The following is a 17,509-nucleotide window of genomic DNA, read 5'->3' as shown; positions in this document are numbered from 1 at the left end:
ATGTGGCGCTCGGCATCCTCACCGGCCTGCCGCCTCTGGCCCGCCGCGGCCGACGCCACATCTCTACCGAAGCCACATTACGCATCCGGCTCCTACCTTGGGTGTTTGACGGCGAAGCGTATACGCGGCCAAGGATGAAGGATCCGGGGGCGCGGGAGCCAGTCATTGGCAAGCCGTATCATTCTCTCCCAGATCAATCGATGTCTCTGGCTCCGCCGCCGAAGCGTCTGAGCCCAGAGCCTGATGATGCGGTCGCGAAAGACGCCGAGCGACCGAAAATTGGTCGGTACAGCGTGATAGGCATAATAGCCAGTAAGCACCTGCTTCAGCCATCGTCCCTGCTCTGGGATGGGCCAATGCATGCGCCGTCGCAACTCGTTCTTGACCTCCGTCAGCTTCGCCATTCTGCGGTCCCTCCGGCTTTTCCGGAGGATCTGGAACCGGCCATGCCGGGTCTTGCCGCAGATGTGCGTAAAACCGAGGAAGTTGAACGTCTCCGGTTTGCCAAGCCCTTTCCTGCGGCGGGCCTGAGCCGCATAGCGGCCAAACTCGATCAGTCGGGTCTTTTCCGGATGGAGTTGCAACGCAAACTCCTGCAGCCGTTGCCGCATCATGTCCCAGAAACGCCGGGCATCGGCTTCGTGTTCGAAGCCAACCACGATATCGTCCGCGTAGCGCACGATAATCACGTCGCCGGTGGCCTCACGTCGTCGCCAACGATCGGCCCAAAGATCAAAGACGTAGTGCAGGTAGATATTGGAAAGTAGCGGCGAAATCACCGATCCTTGTCCCGTTCCCCTTTCACTTACAGTAACGATCCCGTCTTCCAGAACACCCGCCCTGAGCCATTTGCGGATCAGGTGGATGATGCGCCTGTCACCGACGCGGTGCTCCACGAAACGGACCAGCCAATCCTGGCTGACGCCGTCGAAAAAAGCCCGCAACGTCGGCGTCCAGAATGAAGCTCACCTTCCGCGTTTCGATTCCGACAAACAGAGCGTCCAGCGCATCATGCTGGCCGCACTCTGGTCGGAACCCATAGCTGAACCCGAGGAAGTCTTCCTCGTAGATTTGGTTCAGCACCGTCGCCGTCGCCCTCTGGACAATCTTGTCTTCAAGGGCGGCAATTGCGATCGGTCGCTGCCGTCCGTCTGGCTTCGGTATATACGTCCGCCGGGACGGAAGGGCACGATACACTCCCCGTTGAACCCGACTATGCAGGTCCACGATCCTTTGATCGAGGTCTGCTTCGTAGGTTCGCCACGTTTGTCCGTCCACGCCGGGGGCTGCGTTACGCTTGAGTGCGTAGAACGCCGTCCTCAGCATCTCTGGATTGATGTGATGGAAGAGAGCGGTGAACTTCTCCTTCTTCCTTTGCCTTGCAGCATTCCGTATGCGGTCCAGCGCATGGGACACACTTTCCCGGTCCTGTGCCCGGCGCGTGCTTTGCTGGTCCGCATTCCCCTTGGTTCCTGCCCTTGGCTCCCCTTGCTCCGCCACCGATACTCCGGCGTTGTTCGCAAGGTTCGTTGCTACTATGGCAGGATCTGACTCCTCGAGATCGTTCTTCACCGGATTCGGCTCCTCGCCTTCCCGATGCGGACCAGCAGTGGCATCCCACTCTGGCCAATCCCGAGGTCTCCCGGTTCCCGCGCAAGGAGCGTCCATGCATGCCAGGGTCTCAGACCACGCCGGGTTGAATCGACACTCGCGCTGTCGCACCGATTCATATTGCCTTCCGCACACAAGACGAACGTCGGCACCCGAGAAGCGTCAATTTCGCGGTTCAATGGCTGGCCTACATGCTCCCCTGTCAACGCTTCACGCACAGCCTCACGGCTGCCCGCGCATGACTCGGGGTCAATGTGGATCGCTACTCCTTCATTGCAATGGACTTTCACCATCTACTCCTTGCCGGTTTCTACCGGCGCACCTTGTTCTGACCCCTACATCGCGACCAAATCGTCGCTCAGGCCGCCGAAAACTCATCGCTGTGCATCAAGGCGGCTAGGTCAGCTCGAAATCGTCTGGGTGGTGGCCAAACGCCGCCTTGAAACCATTCTTGGCCCAGGTTTCCATGGCTTCGTTTTGAACGTTGCCGGTCAGCGATTGAAAATCGTAGTGAAAGGGTCCGTCTCGAAGAACCCATTGAAATGTTAGGTCGTAGAGAACCGTCGACACCATGAACGTATCGAGCATGCGCTTCAGCGCGGTGCCCTCTCGGCCCGCAAACGCACGGGTGAAGATTTGCTGTGTGTCAGCGCGATCCGTGAAGAGTGACAAGTGTCGCAGGAAAAGCTCTTGGAACACCTGAGTGGTATGGCCCAGAGCTAAGGCCTTGCCCGCCCAGCAGAAGAAGTGTGGACGGGTGAGTTTGCTCCTACAGAAATCCACAAAATGTGAGGTCATGACGCGGATCGGCAGATTGCCGGTCGAGTACGCGAAACTCGCCCATTCGGCCATGAGGGCTTGGCCCGATGCCGTCTCAGACAAGGCTATAACTGCTTGCAGGGCGACAACCGGATCATCGTAGCCGCAGCGGTTGGTGAGGACGCGCGAAACGAGTGCGTATTCTTCAAAGCTATAGGCCTGGATCGCTTGCTTCACTTCAGGATGCTCTCGGGCGGCCTGACAAAGCAGAGCGAAGCGCGCGCCAGGATCGACGTCTGAAATGAAATCCTCGAAACGATCGATATCGAGGGGAAAGCCACGGGTCGGGTTTATCGAGAGGTCACAGATCAGCAGAAACAGCCCGACGAGGGGGCTGTCGATCGTGTCGGGCCATTCGGATTCACTGAGGCCAAGGAATTCTGTAAACGCATCGACGTAGATGCCGCTCAGATAGCCATCAGCGGCGTAGGCTGCGCACGTCGACGGACCGCCAGACGCAGCGAGAAACTGAAGTTGGATGAAGCGCGCCTGGCCCTCGAAGATTGCGTGGAGCCCCACGTTACCGCGGGTGATCGGCGACCCGTGGTAGAAGCCCTCGTGGCGCGTAACCGTGAGGCGGTCGAACTCTGTTTGCCATCGCTCCGGGTCAGGCAAGCTATCGGGCGCGAGATCACAAGACTGCAGGAGTGCCATCAGCGTGTTGCTGTAGGCGATACGGTATGAATGACCGACACTTTCAAAATGCTGGTTCTGCTGCAGCTGGAAGGAGAGATTTGGGCTATGCGCAAAGCACTTGTAGAACTCGACGTCCAGCGCATTGTTGACGGCAATGTTCGCCTCGGCAAGTGCCTCAGCCGAAGGCGCCGTGCCGTGGCGAAGCGCATCATCAGCCCATCGTTTTAGCGATTTCTTTGGCCCAATCGCGGCGATAGCGTTCTGAAGATGCTCGAGGCTGCTTGAGAATTGTGCCGGGTAGCAGAGGCTGAAAATAAGGCCTGCGGTCGAGCCCACATGCTGCCACCAGTGGACAGTCTCGTGGATGTAGGTCGAGTAGGCTTGGATGAGGTCCGCAGGGTCATGACTCTCAAAGTCGCCCGAGGCAAGGGCGTCGACCAGTTCATGAACACGCGGGCTCAAGCGCAGCACGAACTGTTTGGTGCTGTAGAGACCATGGGCTTCCAACGTCGCCGCGAACGTCGTAGGAGCCACCGAGACGTCGCCGTGCGGTTCCAGCAAATCCTGTTTGAGGTCGTTGAAGACTATCATATAGCGGCCCGTGAAATGGCAGCGCCGTCGCGCGCATGGTTGAGGCAAGGTTTGATCTGCGGTACCCTGCGGAGGTTATGTGGTTTCGCCGTCGGTATCCTGGGCGATCTGCGGTAAGGTTGACATTAGCGCCCCCATGACATAGATGTCTCCTCGGAGGCTTTGTACGCGGAAACGTGGGCATTGCCTTTTTTATGCCGGGTTGAGGGGAATTGGCCTCAAATCCCGAATGTGCTTGATCCCCCAGATTTTTTCACCTCCTTCGGTCTCGCGACTGAATCGGATTCGCTTCACGCGATCAGCTAGTCCCGCCAGTTCGGGTCTGGCGGGCAGGGTCATGCCATTCAATCGCAAGCCCCAACTGATCACATACGCAACGATGTCGGTCAGCTGAATTAGCGTCGTTAGATCGCTGTGCACGAAGAAGGGCTCCGGGATAATGAGTCGGGAGCGCACCCTGCCGTTCCGCGTTCTTATGAAGTAGTTCGACACCTGCCCAAGCAGGACATGGCTTTGAGCTTTGTCGAGCTCGTCGAACACGAGATATCCCATCGGATCGTCCGGCATTCCATTCAAAAAATAATAGAAGCGCTCGAATAGGAAAGCGTAGTCCTTTCGCATCGCGTCATCGCTCGGCGGCCGCGGTGCTGATTGCGGGACCATAGTCGCGAAGACCTGTGCGCCGTGACTACGAGCAAGGTTGAGCGCAAACTCGCAATAGGCGATCTTTGCCTGAGCAAGCGCAGTCAACCGATCGCGTGTCACTGCTGTTCCATCAAGAAGGATTTCCCGCGCAAGGCGACTGCGGGTGTCCTGCTCGAAGGCTGGCAATTGTGCAGCGTGTCTGAAAGTTTTTGGCTTGAGCAGCTCCTTGGCTTTCGCCTCCTGGCCGTAGGCCTGATAAAGACGCATCCCGAAGATATGCTGCTGAGCGTCGGACAGTTGCCGGATGAGGGGCCATATCTTTCGGTCCTCGATCGCAACGCCTGCCAGCACTTCATACGGCGAATTCCTGCGATCTTGGCCTGACTCGTCAATAAATAGCGCCCAACTCATGCCAATCCCTCGCTCGCGTTCTTCTTATCCGCCGGACTCGAGGCGATCACCGTGCGGCCTCGCCGCTCGGTTTGGCTGCCGCCTTGTAGCCACGCTTCATCACTGCCTTACGGGCTGCCTTGGCCGACTCTTCGATTTCGCGGAATTCAGGTTCGAGTTCCTGAAGGCGCTTCACCAGACCGCTCAGGTCGTAGGTATTGCTGAGCTTGCCGCCGTTGCTGCTGCGACGCTCGATCCGCTGAACCAATCCAGCCTGCTCGAGTTCTGCAATGTATCGTTGCACCTGGCGTTCACTCAGGCTCAACCGCTGGGCGAGGGTCTCCTTGCTCGGGAAAGGTTTCCGCTCCTTGTCCCACCAGAAATCGCACAATTGCAGGAGAACTGCGAGCTGGGTGGGATTGAGCCCAATGCGCTGCTGCGCGCGCAGCAAAAGCGAGGGGACGAGACAGAAGCCCAACTCGATCACCTGTTGACCCCATTTATCGGCGGAGGCTTTGTTGGTTTTGATCGTCGGCGCCAGCTTTGCGTCGTCTTCTTGTGGAGGAATTGCGGTCATGGTAATGTCCTTTTGTCAGCTTCTGGGACACAAATGCGCAGTGTTGGCGCTGTCCGCAAGGGCGCGCAACCGGACGTATATGTCTTTAGGGACCAGACATAAGTGTCGCTAGGTCACCAGTCAAGGATGGCTGGTAAAGAAAGACGTATCGTCTAATCGCAGATGAAAGCGGATTGCACATAAACGAGTAGTAGTTCCGCACCAGGCGCCCATGACCAGTGGGAGTGCCAGTTTTCCGATAATCAGTCTTGTTCTGTCTGATGGTGACCCTGTCCGGGGCTCATTGCGGCCAATGCCCGGCCGTGGCCGCAAAGAGAAGCAGGGCGACGAACGGTTTGCGTTTGACCAGCTTCAAGGTTGCTGCCCCTTTTCTCGATGCTATCCCCAAAGGGGTACAGCGTCAGGGCATGTGGCAGCCATGGTTCACTCAACCGGTCATATCTTGCGGCCAAGCCGTCTGAAACAGACCGCGAGAACACGACGGTCATTGCGGGACTTCAATCCAGGTTCCGCCAATCGGGCAACGACCGCAGTGAAGGGCGCTTCCAGATTTCGACGGGATCGAGGGTAGCGTTATGCAACAGACCAACATGACGACGTCACAGAGACCTTCAGGTTTGATAGTTCCGATCCGCTGACTGCGCCCAGTTGTGAATCGGCGGGCAATTTGTGACCCCCTAGACGGGAGGATAGGCGTCCAGTTTTGGGCCCCTCATGAAGTCGATCTGCGACCAAGCCTCTCACTGCTCGAACACATGCTTCGTCATCACGCGATGAAGAGGAGCATGGCGACCAAAGCTAGCCCGAAGATGCTTTCAGGCAGGCGACGGTCAGTCGTGACACTTTACCAGAATAGGAGGGTTAATCGCCGATGACGATGGACCTTGTGCCGCCGCCGATCGAACGCCCCAGGCGTAGTCACCTGAATGCCGGCGTTCGCCAACATGGTGAAAATTCTACCGTGGAGATGCGTATCAACTTAGTTCCAGCTTCGCTAAGAATTCCTCCCACTCACGCTTAGACATTGAGGTGTCAAGTTGCTCGACGTGTTCGCCCGCAAGCATGCGGCGAAGTGCCTTAAGGGCCTCCCCGGAAAATGTCGCCGCTTCCAGTCGATGCTCGCGAAACGCTTCGTAGGTCAGCGGGACCCATTTTTTCAGGATGTCCAAAATTACCTCCGCATACACCCTGATCTCATACTGCGCATGGGGATCAGCGCGAAGCCGGAGAAAATTCATGAGGTTGTGCAGATCGGTCTTCCAGTACCACTGGGTATAGAAGTTGAGCGACAGGTTCATGCGAGCAAGCTCTCGTGCTAGCCCTTCTTGGTCATCACGAAGCTGCTGGCCGCCTTCATCATGATTTAGCAGATCGAGATAGTGATCGTAGTTGGTAAGCGGTGCGCCAAGGCACCTCCCAATATCGTCTTGTGATGCGTCTATGGTAGGTCAGCCGTTAGTCGGCGCGCCGGCGGCGATCACTCCGGGTTGCCATAGCCATAGCGGGTGACGTAGTGGAGTTCGCGCAGTGCGGGGATGACGAGGGCGATGTCTTTGTAGGCCTCATGCTCGATGAAGCGCGCGGTCTCGGGCCCCGGCCTGGGCTTGCCGAGGACGGGCCTCCCCTTTTGTCGACGCAGTAGATCAGGATCGGCAGCAGCAGGCCGTGGTTGGGGTTGTCGAGGTCGAGTAGCCGTCTCCAGCTTTTGATGTTGAGATTCATGGCCGCGTAGAACCCCTGGCACCACGGCCGGGGGTCGATGCCGCCGCTGGGCTTGGTTGCGAATCGGGGCGCATAATCCTGCGGTCTGTCGAAGAGCGTCTCGTTGATCCGGTTGTGGATCCTGGCGACGCTGGCAAACACGGCGTGATCGGTTGCAGACCCTTTGGCCAGGACGTCGCGCGGCAACCCCATGAGCGGGCACATCCAGTCTTGCGGGTCCGGGTAGCGCGGCCCGGTGACCGCCGCCGTTACGAAGCCATCCAGCGCCGACATGGTCCGCACCAGCGGGCGGTTGGTCTTGGCGGCCATCCAGGCCTCGAGCGCCTCGTCCGACAGCGCCATGTCATCGAGCGCGCTCATGCCGCCAAGGAGAGCTGCATCTCTTGGCGGCGCACCCAATTCCACGGCATCAGTTCGTCCCAGCGCGAGGCTGGCCAATCATTCTGGATGCGCTCGGTGACGTCGGCCATGTAGGCTTCGGCATCGACGCCGCAGAGCTTGCAGGTCTCAATGATGCTGAGCACGACCGCTGACCGCTCTGCCGCGGCGAAGCTGCCCGAGAAGAGCCAATTGCGCCTGCCGACCGTAAATCCACGAATCGCCCGCTCCGCGATCAGGTTGTCGGGCTCGAGCTGGCCATCGTAGAGGAAGCGATTGAACGCGCGCCATCGCCTGGTGCCATAGGCGAAGGCCTTGGCGATATCGGCATGGCGCGACAAACCCTTGCCCTGGCGCATGAGCTGTCGTCGCAGCGCGCGAACCAGTGGTCGGGTCCGCCTTCGTCGTGCGGCCAATCGCTCGGCGGGCGGGAGCCCCCGTATCTCTTCCTCGATCCGGTAGATCGCCTGGATACCAGCCATGGCCGTCGTGCTGAGCTCGGTCGGCTGGCTGTCGTGAACGTCGAATATCTTGCGACGCAGATGGGCCAGGCAGGCTGCTTCTCGAATGGCGCCGCCCTTGTAGAGCTGGTTATAGCCGCTGAATCCGTCGGCTTGGAGGGTGCCGGCAAATCCGGCGAGTTCGCTCATCACGCTCTCGCCGGCGCGGCCCATGGTGGCGCGATACCAGGCGATCGGCGGCTCCTTCGAACCCGAGTTGCGGTCGTCGGCGACATAAACCCAGAGCGCGCCCTTGTGGGTCTTGCCGGTGCCGGGCGCCAGGATCGGAAGCCGCGTGTCGTCGGTGTGAATCTTGCTGCGGGTACGGCCGATCTCACGGATGCGATTGTAGATGGGATCGAGCAAAGCGGCGGCGTAGCCGGCGCTGCGCGCAAGCGTGGAACGCTCGATATCGACGCCCTTGGCGGCCATCATCTGTACCTGACGGTAGAAGGGCAGATGATAACCCCACTTGGCCATCATGATATGGGCGAGCGCGGCATAGCTGAGCTTACCGCGTGCAATGGCCTTGGCTGGCGCCGGCGCCTGGATGATTTTATCGCAGGTCCGGCAGCTGTACTTGGGTCGAATGGTCTCCATAACCTGCCAGGCCTGGGCGACCAGATCGAGCATCTCGTCGCCATCTTCGCCCATGGCGCGCAGATCGCCGCCGCAGCCCGGGCAGCATGCGCAAGACGGCTCGCGAACGACCCGCTTGCGCGGCAGGTTGGGGTTGAACTTACGCACCGGCAACACCCGGACCTTGTCGGTGTCAGCAACGATGGGCAGCTCGAGATCCGGCACGCTGGCGGCGAAATCGGTCTCGAGATCTTCGAGTTCGAGCAGCATCTGGCCGAGCTTCTCGGACGAACGGCCGAAGGCCTTGCGGTTGAAGCGATCGATCCGCAGCTGCAGGCGCTGGATGCGAAGTGCGGCCTCGGCGCGCTCTCTTCGAAGCTGCTCATCGCGTTCGGCGATGGTGATGTCACGGGCAGAAACGGCCGCCTCCAGAAGGGCGATCCGGGCGAAGAAATCAGCGGTTGAGGGAGCTTGTTCCGACACCCAAATTACATACCCGAAAGACCCTCGTTACGGAAGAAGAATCAACACAAAATCAATTAGAAACATCAAAATCAGCCAGCCAAACGCGGTCGATAAATCTTGCTCGGTCGGCGCCAATCGATCCCGTCCAAAAGCAGCGAAAGCTGCGCCTTGGTGAGCGACACGGCGACCTGATCCCTGGTAGTTGGCCAGGCAAAACAACCATCGGTAAGCCGCTTGGTGAACAGACAGAACCCCTGGTCGTCATGCGCCAGAATCTTGATGATATGACCCTTGCGTCCACGGAAGCAGAAGATCGCGCCGGTGTGCGGGTTGAGCGCGAGCACCTGCTGCACCATCCGCGCCAGGCTGTTGATCCCGCGGCGCATGTCGGTCGCGCCGCAGCACAGATAAATCCGGTCGGTCGGCACCACCGTGATCACCTGGTCACCTCCGCCAGAACGATGCGCAGTGCTGTCGGATCGACGATCCCGTCGATCCGCAATCGCGTGCCGCTCGGAAAGGCCACGACGATCCTGCCGGCCGGGTCCGGGCAATCGGCGACCGGACGCTCGACCTCGGGCAGATCGTTCACTTCGATCCGTGCGAAAGTTGCCATCGCCTGATCGGTATCGAGCTCGCCGCCGGCCATCTGCTTGCGCCAGGCATAGAGCTGGGATGGAGCTACGCCGAACGCTTCCGCGACCTCCGTCACCGACGACCCCGCCGCGCTCGCCAGGTCGACCAACGCGCGCTTCTCGGTGCAACTCCATAGCCTCCGTTGCCGCGAGCGCCCGGGCATCGTTGCACGATCTTCGGCCGCCGCGGCACCGCTTAACTCGGCGACCAGATCGCCCCTTGCATGTTCCAATGTCATGGCCCGAAAACTCCATGTTCATCGGCCTATTGCAAGGTGCCTTCGCGCACCGCTTACCGTAGTTGCGTTGCGCATCGTCTGTGAGAATTCGCAGTACTCGCTCCGCCTCAGCAGCTCCCACGACCTCTCCGCGACCTTGGCGATTTTGCACCGATTGTGCTGACAGATGTTCCGGGGCGGGAATGTAGAATTCGCGATCGAGAATAGAATAGCGGGCCGAATATTCATTAACGCTCGCCATCCGATGCCGGATCCACTGGCGTGCAACGAAGATCGGCAGCTTTACGTGGAACTTGATTTCCGCCATTTCGAACGGCGTGGTGTGCCAGTGGCGGAGCAGATAGTGGATTAAGCCCCGATCTTCAGAGATTTTTTCGTGCCCCGGCCGTAGGATACACGCGCCGCCTGCACGACGGCACCGTCGTCGCCCATATAGTCGACGACACGTACAAACCCGTGGTCGAGAACCGGAACGGCTTGATAGAGAATTTCCTCAAGCCCCTCGGATACAACGCGGCGTGTCGCCCTCGAGGCAGCGCGCGCCTCCTTGATCTCGAGTGACTGTTCTTCCGTAAGATTGGTCATCGTGTCTCCAAGTTTGGGCTAGCGTGCGCTCGAGTTTTACACTTCGGCTCATAAGAAAAATCGAGACGCTCGCCGCTTTCATTGGCTCCAGAAAGAGGCGGGATCGAAGCGGTCGTTGATGCGATAGAAATAGATATTCCCAGAAGCCTTCACCTCATTCACGACATAGGTCGTTGGAGTCCGGCAGACGACCTGAATCTGGTCATCGGCGAGCGCCGCAATCGCGAATGCGACAGCATGAGTCTTGGGGCCGATCGCAAAACAAGTAGTGCCGGCTGAACGGTTTTGAAGGACGCTGAGGGCGACAGCGGCAATTTCGTGAAGCTCGAATTGCTCCTGCCTGACGCCAGGAAAAGCCGCCAGTTGCTGAAGCGCCGGCCGCTCCCGGTCGATCACCGACGAAGGCAATCTGCGATGCCCTTCGGTAATGTGATAAAGGACCAAGCCGTTGGGCTCAAAACGGTCGACGATGGGACTCGCCTGCGTGAGCTCGGCACCAACGGAAATATAGAGATTTCTCCGATCCGGTACGTAGTCTTCCGACTCCAGATAGGGAATTTGCGACGTCGTCCATTCGCCTTCTGATATCAGCCCAAGCGGTTTGCCAGCGACATCGATCTGTGCGGCCCGCATCTCGTACTTCTCAGCCTCCGCATAGACAAGGTCGATAGAGGTGAACAGTTCGCGACGGAATCCCAATCCGAGCAAAAAAAGCAAATAGCGTTTTGGAATGCACGTCATGTCCATCAGCACCCGGAGAGCGTGGCCCTTCTTGCGCGCGACCCCGAAAATTTCCTGCTCTAGCTTCTCAGCGTTGTCTGTAAATTGTGCAGACCGTTCCAGATCTAAAATCCGGCAGTCGGCCATCGCGCCCTCAATCGTGGCGCGATTGCCGCTCTTGCGGCTCTCCATTTCGGTATCAGACGATGCGAAATGGATAATTAAACTCTCGTCGCTGCGCCCCGAGAGAAGCGGGCTACAGGCGTGGCAGCGGCTCTCCCAGCTGACAGCCGCGATGACGAGATCGTATTGTTCGCGCAGGATGCTGTGATCTTTGAGGATCGTCTGCGATATGCTGAGCGTCCCGATCGCTATCTCGTCAATCATCGAAACTCGGAACCTCGTGAGCCAGGGGGAGCGTCAGCTGTGAGCTCGAATTCGGTCGTCGCGCGAACTGCTTTGCCCAATCATCCGCGTCGACCTCAGGTGAGCCGATGCAGATCTGGTAGAGGATGTCCTCGGTCAGTTTCACAGGTTCGTAGGCACCCCGGTATGAGAACATAAAGCGAGGCGCGAAGCGTCGATGCAGCCGGAAACCAGAGATCTTCGGAGCCTCATCGTCCTCTCCGGACTTCGCCCCCCGCTTTGATGTCGTAGCGCGTAAATACCCTGACAATTCGGCGCGATGGATGATCTGGTTAATAAGCTCAATCTGGGTGGCGTTTGCCGGGTAGCTACGAGCTGGGTCAATGAAGAAAAGGCCGCGCTCGGTCGTTGCCAGCGACGAAGGATCTTCGAAATTCGCTTGGAGATGGTGCGTTAGGCGCCCGAGAACCGTGATGAATCGCATCACTGCTTCGGCATTGGAGTCGGTAAGAATTCCGATGCCGTCATAGAAGGCCTCGCTAGAGGCATAAATGCCATCAGTCTGAGTCTTGGCAGCAATCTTCGTTCTCGAGCGAGCAAACTTCTCCAGGACTTCTTCGGCCGAAAGCGATCCGCGGTCCTTCGAAAAGCGGTCGAAAATCTCGGCCATGATCTCCAAGAAGTCGCGGATCGAGCCGTCGGCCAGCGACGTGATCACACCCACCCCAGACATCGGCAATCTGCGGAAGCCGAGCCGGTTTGCAATATGGAGCATTGCACCGACGCTCTTGCGCCGTATCCAGGCCTGCTGGCTTTTGGCTTTCATCACCTTTGCGTTCGTTGCGATCCTACTGAAATCCTCAGGTCGCGAGATCGGCGAGAAATTCTCCTTTTGACCAGTCCAGTGCCAAAGCACATAGGTCTGATAGTAAGGGAGAGCTCCGGCTGGAGTACGATCAAGCCCATATTGACCGAGATCCAGGCCATGAAGGAACTCGGCAGCTTCGCGAAGCTGCCGTGCAAGCGGGCTAGTCGAGCGCGATATCATCGTTTCGATGATGTCGTTCACTACAATCGTCCCGAGCCGGCCTTTGAGCGAGAAATAGCGCTCGACCTCAGAACCCGTCACCAGGGGGCGTCGATCTTGCCTCAAAGAGAAATACACCCGCAGACTGGCGACCGCCTCGCAGAGCGCCTGGAATTCTGGCCGGTCTCTGTCGTCGAGCGATACGACACGGCGATCAGCGTCGGTCAAAGGCTGTTCATCGATGAAAGTCTCGCCTGCCTCTACCGCCTCGCCCACCGAGCAAATGACCCAAGAGGTTGGAAATCTGCTTTTGCGCACGAGCGTATTCACCGATTTTCTCTGAAGCGGGCTCATCACCTCGCAATCGTCGAGGCAAAACTTAAAGCCGAGCCTCTGGCCGCAGGTAAGCTTGCTGTGGGCCATGGATTGCGACAGACGCTCGATCACGAAGGAAAGAAGTTCATGCGGCTCGCGGACCGGAAGCTTTTCGGCCAGACTCTTGACGTAACCGCGGCCGCAGGCTTCGTTCATTCGCCTGACCATATTGCGAAGCGCTCGCGAAAGGTCGACAAACGTCTTTGGGGGCTGCTCTGTGAAGGACAAGATTTCTGGAAACTCCGCCGTCGTGTCTGCGACAATTGAAAGCTCGCTGCCAGCCGACAGCGTCAAGACGTCCTCGACGCGTAAGGTATGGGCTGCAGAAAGTGCCTTCTCGACGGCAATTAATTCGAGCGCGAGGGAATAGAAGCGGAAGAACTCGTAATCAGGACGCGGCGAGTCCGGAAAGATCTCGGACCAGCGCATATAGCCCATCGAGCCCGAAACATGATCCGGCAGGCGTATATAGACGCCAATGTGGTTGAAGTCCGAGATGGTCTTCTGGATTCGCAGTGAAGGATTGGAGAACAGATCCTCCCAGCAAATGCTCCGAAGAAGCGTAGTCTTGCCGCTGCCCCGGCTTCCATAAACGAACACCGATTTGTCGGCGGCCAAATGTGCCGCAGTCGGCGTAAACCATATTAGGGGAGAGCCGGAGCTCTCGTGCTCCCATCGCGTCGGTCGGAAAGGGTTCACGACGGCTGCCACCTACTTCTCCGCTCTTAAAATCCAATGCGTCGGCGAAAGATCGTAGTTGTCGATCGTGATACTACTTTCAGCCTGCAACTCCTCGACGATGATCGTCAGTCGTCGTTCATCCAAGCCGTTCGCCTCGTTCAGAAAATGTTTTGTCAGCTCTGGCCAATACATCTGCCCCACTTCCAGCACCTTTCCATAGATAATACCGGTGTTGCGATCGGAGCTGCGTCTACGCCCAAGGGCGATCGATATCGCGGTTTCCCGCTTCAAGATCCCTGATTTGTCGACCCGGTAGGGAGTGATGTGACAGGCAAGCGGAGCCGTGTTCTCGCCGAAAAGAATATCGACCAAATTAAAGCCCTTCGGAATGTCAGGGGCACTGATCGAGACAACGGGGAAGCCGCCCGGAAGCTGCAAAACCTCGACTGGATCCTCATGGATATGGCCGTGCAAATATATCGCCGGCCGCCCGAGTTCTCCGAGAGCGCCACGCAACGCACCGCCGTTGACGAGTTCGGTATAGGGCGCAAGACGCGGCCGCCTTTGCGGAAGCAAATTGTGGTGGGCGACGAGCACCGGAATGGCGCCCCCCGATAGGGCTTCCATTTTCGTTACAACACTCTCGATCGTTTCCTCGGAGATCGCAGGAGTGTCCAACTGGCGATCGTAGTAAGCCCGCATCGCGGCGTCCGAATCAGGCCCGCTCATGACAGTTTTAATTGCCTCGGCAATCTGGAAGCGAAACTCGGGCGGAATGTAGCTTTCTTCGCCGCAGCCCCAGCAACTGTTGAGAAGAAAAAGCTCTATGCGAGCATTCTCTTTTTCGAGCGATCGATGCATCGCCTTGTTGATCGGCAAGGCGGGCAGCCCCGCCGCGATTAAGGCCTCCACCAGTGGTGTGAACTTGGTACTAATGCCTGGTTTAAGGGCAAGAGTGCGGTTGATGTCGTGGTTTCCGGGAACAATCCCGACCGGGATATCGCGAAAAAGGCCATTTGACCCGATCTGCAGCGCACTGGCGATGTAGTTTGCGCAGGCCGCGTAGCCGTCAAGCTTGCCATAGTCGGTCAGGTCGCCCATGAAAAGGACGGCATCGATATCTTGTTCCTTTATGATCTCAAAGATGCGCCGGAAGACGGTCTTTATCGGGCTGCGCGATATGATGTTCTTCAGGTTCAGCGGAAACGTTGTGTCCTTATCGTCCACGAAGGCCTTATTGCCAGCGTTGGAAACTAGGTGGATGTCGCCGATCTGCAGAAGCCGAATTTTTGGTAGCACTGCATGTCCCCCTCCCGAAGACTGCAGTATCGTTCTTGTCGGTGCATTGCAACGTCAAGGCGGGAACTTGAAACTCTCTCAGTGCAAGAGGCGAACGACGTTGCGGTTTGGGGTAAGGCCCTAGCAATACCGCCTTCCCCTAAGAATCGAGCCTCCGCGAACGGATCAACGAGAACTCGTGGAAACTTGCAGCCTGTCACGTTTTGGAAGGTCTATCCGAGAGGCTCGGTGGACACCGCTCCCGGACCAAAATGCCCGCTTTTCACAAGATCCCGTTGCCGTCCATCGGCCCAGCTCATTTCTTGACGGTTGGTCCTCGAGCTACTGCGGCTATCGCCCGACTTCCGCCTGGCCTACGAACACAACATAGCGCGAGCCCGCGACTGCGGCTATGTGCACGCTTTTGTCACGACCCTCGCATAGGCAGCCAGTACGATGCGGAATCGGCGTGCCGATCAACAGCGGCTGGCCCTTGAGGCCAAGCATTACTCGTTCGGCCGAGAACGGGTAACCGGGAGCGTTTAGCTTGAGAACCTCTGCTGCGGTCATTAGACCCGCGGCGAAGGAGAGGAAGGGCAGAGCCGCGTCGGTGCGCTTTTCCTCGACCGTCGTCTGGGACGCGGTGGACCCGTCTGTGGCGCACGTAGTTGGAGCGTACTTCTCGTCGGGCGGGAACACGCAGAGCGAACACGCTTTCGCTCCGGGTACATGCCGCATCAAGGTCGCCTGCCAATTCCGACCCGTGGTGGCGTAGAACTGGATCGGAGGGAACCCCATCTCGATATGGTAGCGCACGTTGAACTCGTTGGCGGCCGAGATCAGAATGTCCGTCGAACCGGCCTCACGGAGACTCCAGAGCGCGGACTCATGCAAGGCGACCGCGTCGACCGCTACGTCCTCGACACCGGCTCGGCGCAGAAAGGCGGCGACGGCGTCGACTTTGGCCATGTCGACCTTAGCATGGGCATCTGTGAAGATGGGTGAGCGGGTGATGTTATGGATTCCGATCCCGTCGTGATCGATGAGGCTTGCGCGGAAGTCCCTCGTCGCAAGCGCCAGAAAGTAGTTGGCGGCGGACCCCACCGAGCCGAGCCCTGCAGTCATGACGTGGCCTAGCGAGACCTCGACTGGGGAGAATTCCACCCGCTTGGGGACATCGGTCCAATCCCAAGCGTTGCAGGCGAAGGACTCGGTCATGGCGCCGAAGCGGGTGCGGAACAGATGCGCGGCACCCAATACCACGGCCAGCGCCGCGCCTATTCCGACATCCGATTCGATCGGGGATAGCGGCGACGGCCCCGGACCAATGTAGGCGTTCCACCCAGAGCCGTGGATGACAGTGTTGTGGCCGTCGGGTCCGAGATGGAAGCGAAAATCGCCTGCGGTCACTTGGCGTGTGCCGTAGCTGCCGAACGGGTCGGCGGCTCTCATTCCATCAAGGGCATGCTCGACAAGCGAACGGCCGGCCCATGGAAGGCGCGGGTGGATAGGTATGTCCGGGAAGCCTACCTGCACCGAGGGTGACAGCCGTCCCAACAGGTTGGAGGCGACGAGCGTTGCCACTTGCCCATCGTAACTGGCGAGGTAATCGGGCGACGCGGTGATCGCGACGACCTGCGTTTGGTCGAGTGGCGACGCGCCGTAGCGAAGCATGCGATCGTTCAAACGGTCGTAAAACTGTTGCTGGTCCATGGCCCGCCTGCCGGAATGATAATGATGTCGTCGTCCGAAAGCTCGATCCAGCCGTGCGGCTTCTGCCACAGATAGGCGGCGGCGCCAGCCAGCGAGGGTAGAAACCGTCCATAATCAGGCAGCACGAGTGAGGCGTATCCCGGGTAACGGATCTTGGCGCCTTCGACGTCGCCATCGCTATGGAAGGCTTGGCCCGGATGGGTGTGGACCTGGGCTACCACCTGCAACTCGAACCGCGCCGCCGCCTGCATGCAGGACACCATGGCGCGAGGCGGAACATGAAAACTGCCCGCCGTCGTCCGCGCCTCGGGCGCGAAGACCGCTACGGCAAGAGTGACGGCACCGTCGGTCCGGCCGAGCAGATAGGCGATCCCCTCATGCCGCTGCTGTTGAGACCGGACCAGCGCGGCCATCAAGTCTTGGAGCGCATCCGTGGTCACCAGCAACCTGGCCGGCTGTGGCGAAATTGCAATGCTCTTTGGCTTTCGGCCGAGAACACGCTTGAGCCAACCGGGGATCATGCTGCCAGCCTGCCTTCGTAGCTCTTCATCAGTTCGCAGGCGATACGCAGGGCCATGGCACCCAAGGTGCGGCACGCCCTCGTGTATGCGTTGTTCTGCCAGGCGCCGATCTGCCAATCCGAATGCGGTCCGCGGGAATAGACAGTTTTATAGGCGAGGCGATTCCATGGCGCGCAGATCACGCCGTTACCGTGCAGGAAATTGCCGCCCCGCGGCGTATCCGGCCGATTGTCGATCCTGCCGGTCGCCGGGTTGAACCAGTGCCAGGCAGGAGGTGTGGCAGGATAGCCGTCACACCTCACGCGCAGGTGGTAGGTCAAGCCGTCCTTAGCAGGGAGCCCGAGGACGAAGGTCAGGTCATCGATCTGCTCGATCGACCAGCCCATAAGGCTGGCATTCTCCTTAAGCGCGTCGAGTTCAACCTTCACCAGCAGGGCAGCGGGGGTGCTCATGATG

The 17,509-nt window shown here is 58.9% G+C and carries 14 protein-coding genes and 2 pseudogenes; all 16 read right to left on the bottom strand.

Annotation, left to right across the window (positions count from 1 at the left end):
- Positions 1 to 92 precede the first annotated feature (92 nt).
- Positions 93 to 1,572 (bottom strand): annotated as a pseudogene (ltrA, locus tag HB778_RS36015) (group II intron reverse transcriptase/maturase).
- Between the two features lie 435 nt (positions 1,573 to 2,007).
- Positions 2,008 to 3,657, bottom strand: a complete 1,650-nt coding sequence (locus HB778_RS36010) for a hypothetical protein (RefSeq protein ID WP_183465392.1) — start codon at positions 3,655 to 3,657, stop codon at positions 2,008 to 2,010.
- Between the two features lie 192 nt (positions 3,658 to 3,849).
- On the bottom strand, positions 3,850 to 4,713 hold the full coding sequence (locus tag HB778_RS36005; protein ID WP_183465391.1) for a DUF3800 domain-containing protein: 864 nt from the start codon (positions 4,711 to 4,713) through the stop codon (positions 3,850 to 3,852).
- Positions 4,714 to 4,759: 46 nt separating this feature from the next.
- Entirely contained in the window at positions 4,760 to 5,269 is a 510-nt protein-coding gene (locus HB778_RS36000; RefSeq protein ID WP_183465390.1) for a helix-turn-helix domain-containing protein, read from the bottom strand.
- A gap of 974 nt (positions 5,270 to 6,243) precedes the next feature.
- The gene (locus HB778_RS35995; protein WP_348524780.1) at positions 6,244 to 6,690 is read right to left on the bottom strand and encodes an FAD-dependent thymidylate synthase; all 447 of its coding nucleotides are present in this window, start codon (positions 6,688 to 6,690) and stop codon (positions 6,244 to 6,246) included.
- Between the two features lie 34 nt (positions 6,691 to 6,724).
- Entirely contained in the window at positions 6,725 to 7,351 is a 627-nt protein-coding gene (locus tag HB778_RS35990) for a UPF0149 family protein (RefSeq protein ID WP_244661595.1), read from the bottom strand.
- Positions 7,348 to 8,931, bottom strand: a complete 1,584-nt coding sequence (gene tnpC, locus HB778_RS35985; protein ID WP_183457560.1) for an IS66 family transposase — start codon at positions 8,929 to 8,931, stop codon at positions 7,348 to 7,350. Before tnpC ends, HB778_RS35990 begins: the two co-directional genes overlap by 4 nt.
- Before the next feature lie 71 nt (positions 8,932 to 9,002).
- Positions 9,003 to 9,353, bottom strand: coding sequence for an IS66 family insertion sequence element accessory protein TnpB (tnpB, locus tag HB778_RS35980; protein WP_183465207.1), 351 nt, complete (start codon positions 9,351 to 9,353; stop codon positions 9,003 to 9,005).
- Entirely contained in the window at positions 9,350 to 9,787 is a 438-nt protein-coding gene (tnpA, locus tag HB778_RS35975; protein ID WP_183457562.1) for an IS66-like element accessory protein TnpA, read from the bottom strand. The genes tnpB and tnpA overlap by 4 nt, the downstream gene beginning before the upstream one ends.
- Before the next feature lie 58 nt (positions 9,788 to 9,845).
- Positions 9,846 to 10,372 (bottom strand): annotated as a pseudogene (gene thyX / locus HB778_RS35970) (FAD-dependent thymidylate synthase); the annotation flags it as partial.
- 78 nt (positions 10,373 to 10,450) lie between these two features.
- Positions 10,451 to 11,479, bottom strand: a complete 1,029-nt coding sequence (locus HB778_RS35965; RefSeq protein ID WP_096460133.1) for a hypothetical protein — start codon at positions 11,477 to 11,479, stop codon at positions 10,451 to 10,453.
- A complete protein-coding gene (locus HB778_RS35960; protein ID WP_183465389.1) occupies positions 11,472 to 13,571 on the bottom strand; it encodes an ATP-binding protein in 2,100 nt (699 codons plus the stop codon). The genes HB778_RS35965 and HB778_RS35960 overlap by 8 nt, the downstream gene beginning before the upstream one ends.
- Positions 13,572 to 14,840, bottom strand: a complete 1,269-nt coding sequence (locus HB778_RS35955; protein WP_183465388.1) for a metallophosphoesterase family protein — start codon at positions 14,838 to 14,840, stop codon at positions 13,572 to 13,574.
- 330 nt (positions 14,841 to 15,170) lie between these two features.
- Positions 15,171 to 16,532: a ThiF family adenylyltransferase gene (locus HB778_RS35950; RefSeq protein ID WP_183465387.1), complete on the bottom strand. Its 1,362-nt coding sequence runs from the start codon at positions 16,530 to 16,532 to the stop codon at positions 15,171 to 15,173.
- Positions 16,502 to 16,972, bottom strand: coding sequence for a Mov34/MPN/PAD-1 family protein (locus HB778_RS35945; protein WP_244662085.1), 471 nt, complete (start codon positions 16,970 to 16,972; stop codon positions 16,502 to 16,504). The genes HB778_RS35950 and HB778_RS35945 overlap by 31 nt, the downstream gene beginning before the upstream one ends.
- Before the next feature lie 77 nt (positions 16,973 to 17,049).
- Positions 17,050 to 17,505, bottom strand: a complete 456-nt coding sequence (locus HB778_RS35940; protein WP_183465385.1) for a hypothetical protein — start codon at positions 17,503 to 17,505, stop codon at positions 17,050 to 17,052.
- Positions 17,506 to 17,509: the final 4 nt, after the last annotated feature.

The sequence above is a fragment of the Mesorhizobium huakuii genome (genome assembly GCF_014189455.1).
In the GTDB taxonomy this organism is placed as follows: Bacteria; Pseudomonadota; Alphaproteobacteria; order Rhizobiales; family Rhizobiaceae; genus Mesorhizobium; species Mesorhizobium huakuii_A.
The sequence above is the reverse complement of the archived record's forward strand: the minus strand, read 5'-3'. Positions and strand labels throughout refer to the sequence as shown.

Excerpts from the sequence above, each read along its gene's own strand:
- tnpA (WP_183457562.1), bottom strand. The coding sequence starts at position 9,787 with ATGACATTGGAACATGCAAGGGGCGATCTGGTCGCCGAGTTAAGCGGT.
- HB778_RS35950 (WP_183465387.1), bottom strand. The coding sequence starts at position 16,532 with ATGGACCAGCAACAGTTTTACGACCGTTTGAACGATCGCATGCTTCGC.
- HB778_RS35990 (WP_244661595.1), bottom strand. The coding sequence starts at position 7,351 with ATGAGCGCGCTCGATGACATGGCGCTGTCGGACGAGGCGCTCGAGGCC.
- HB778_RS35940 (WP_183465385.1), bottom strand. The coding sequence starts at position 17,505 with ATGAGCACCCCCGCTGCCCTGCTGGTGAAGGTTGAACTCGACGCGCTT.
- HB778_RS35965 (WP_096460133.1), bottom strand. The coding sequence starts at position 11,479 with ATGATTGACGAGATAGCGATCGGGACGCTCAGCATATCGCAGACGATC.
- HB778_RS36010 (WP_183465392.1), bottom strand. The coding sequence starts at position 3,657 with ATGATAGTCTTCAACGACCTCAAACAGGATTTGCTGGAACCGCACGGC.
- HB778_RS36005 (WP_183465391.1), bottom strand. The coding sequence starts at position 4,713 with ATGAGTTGGGCGCTATTTATTGACGAGTCAGGCCAAGATCGCAGGAAT.
- HB778_RS36000 (WP_183465390.1), bottom strand. The coding sequence starts at position 5,269 with ATGACCGCAATTCCTCCACAAGAAGACGACGCAAAGCTGGCGCCGACG.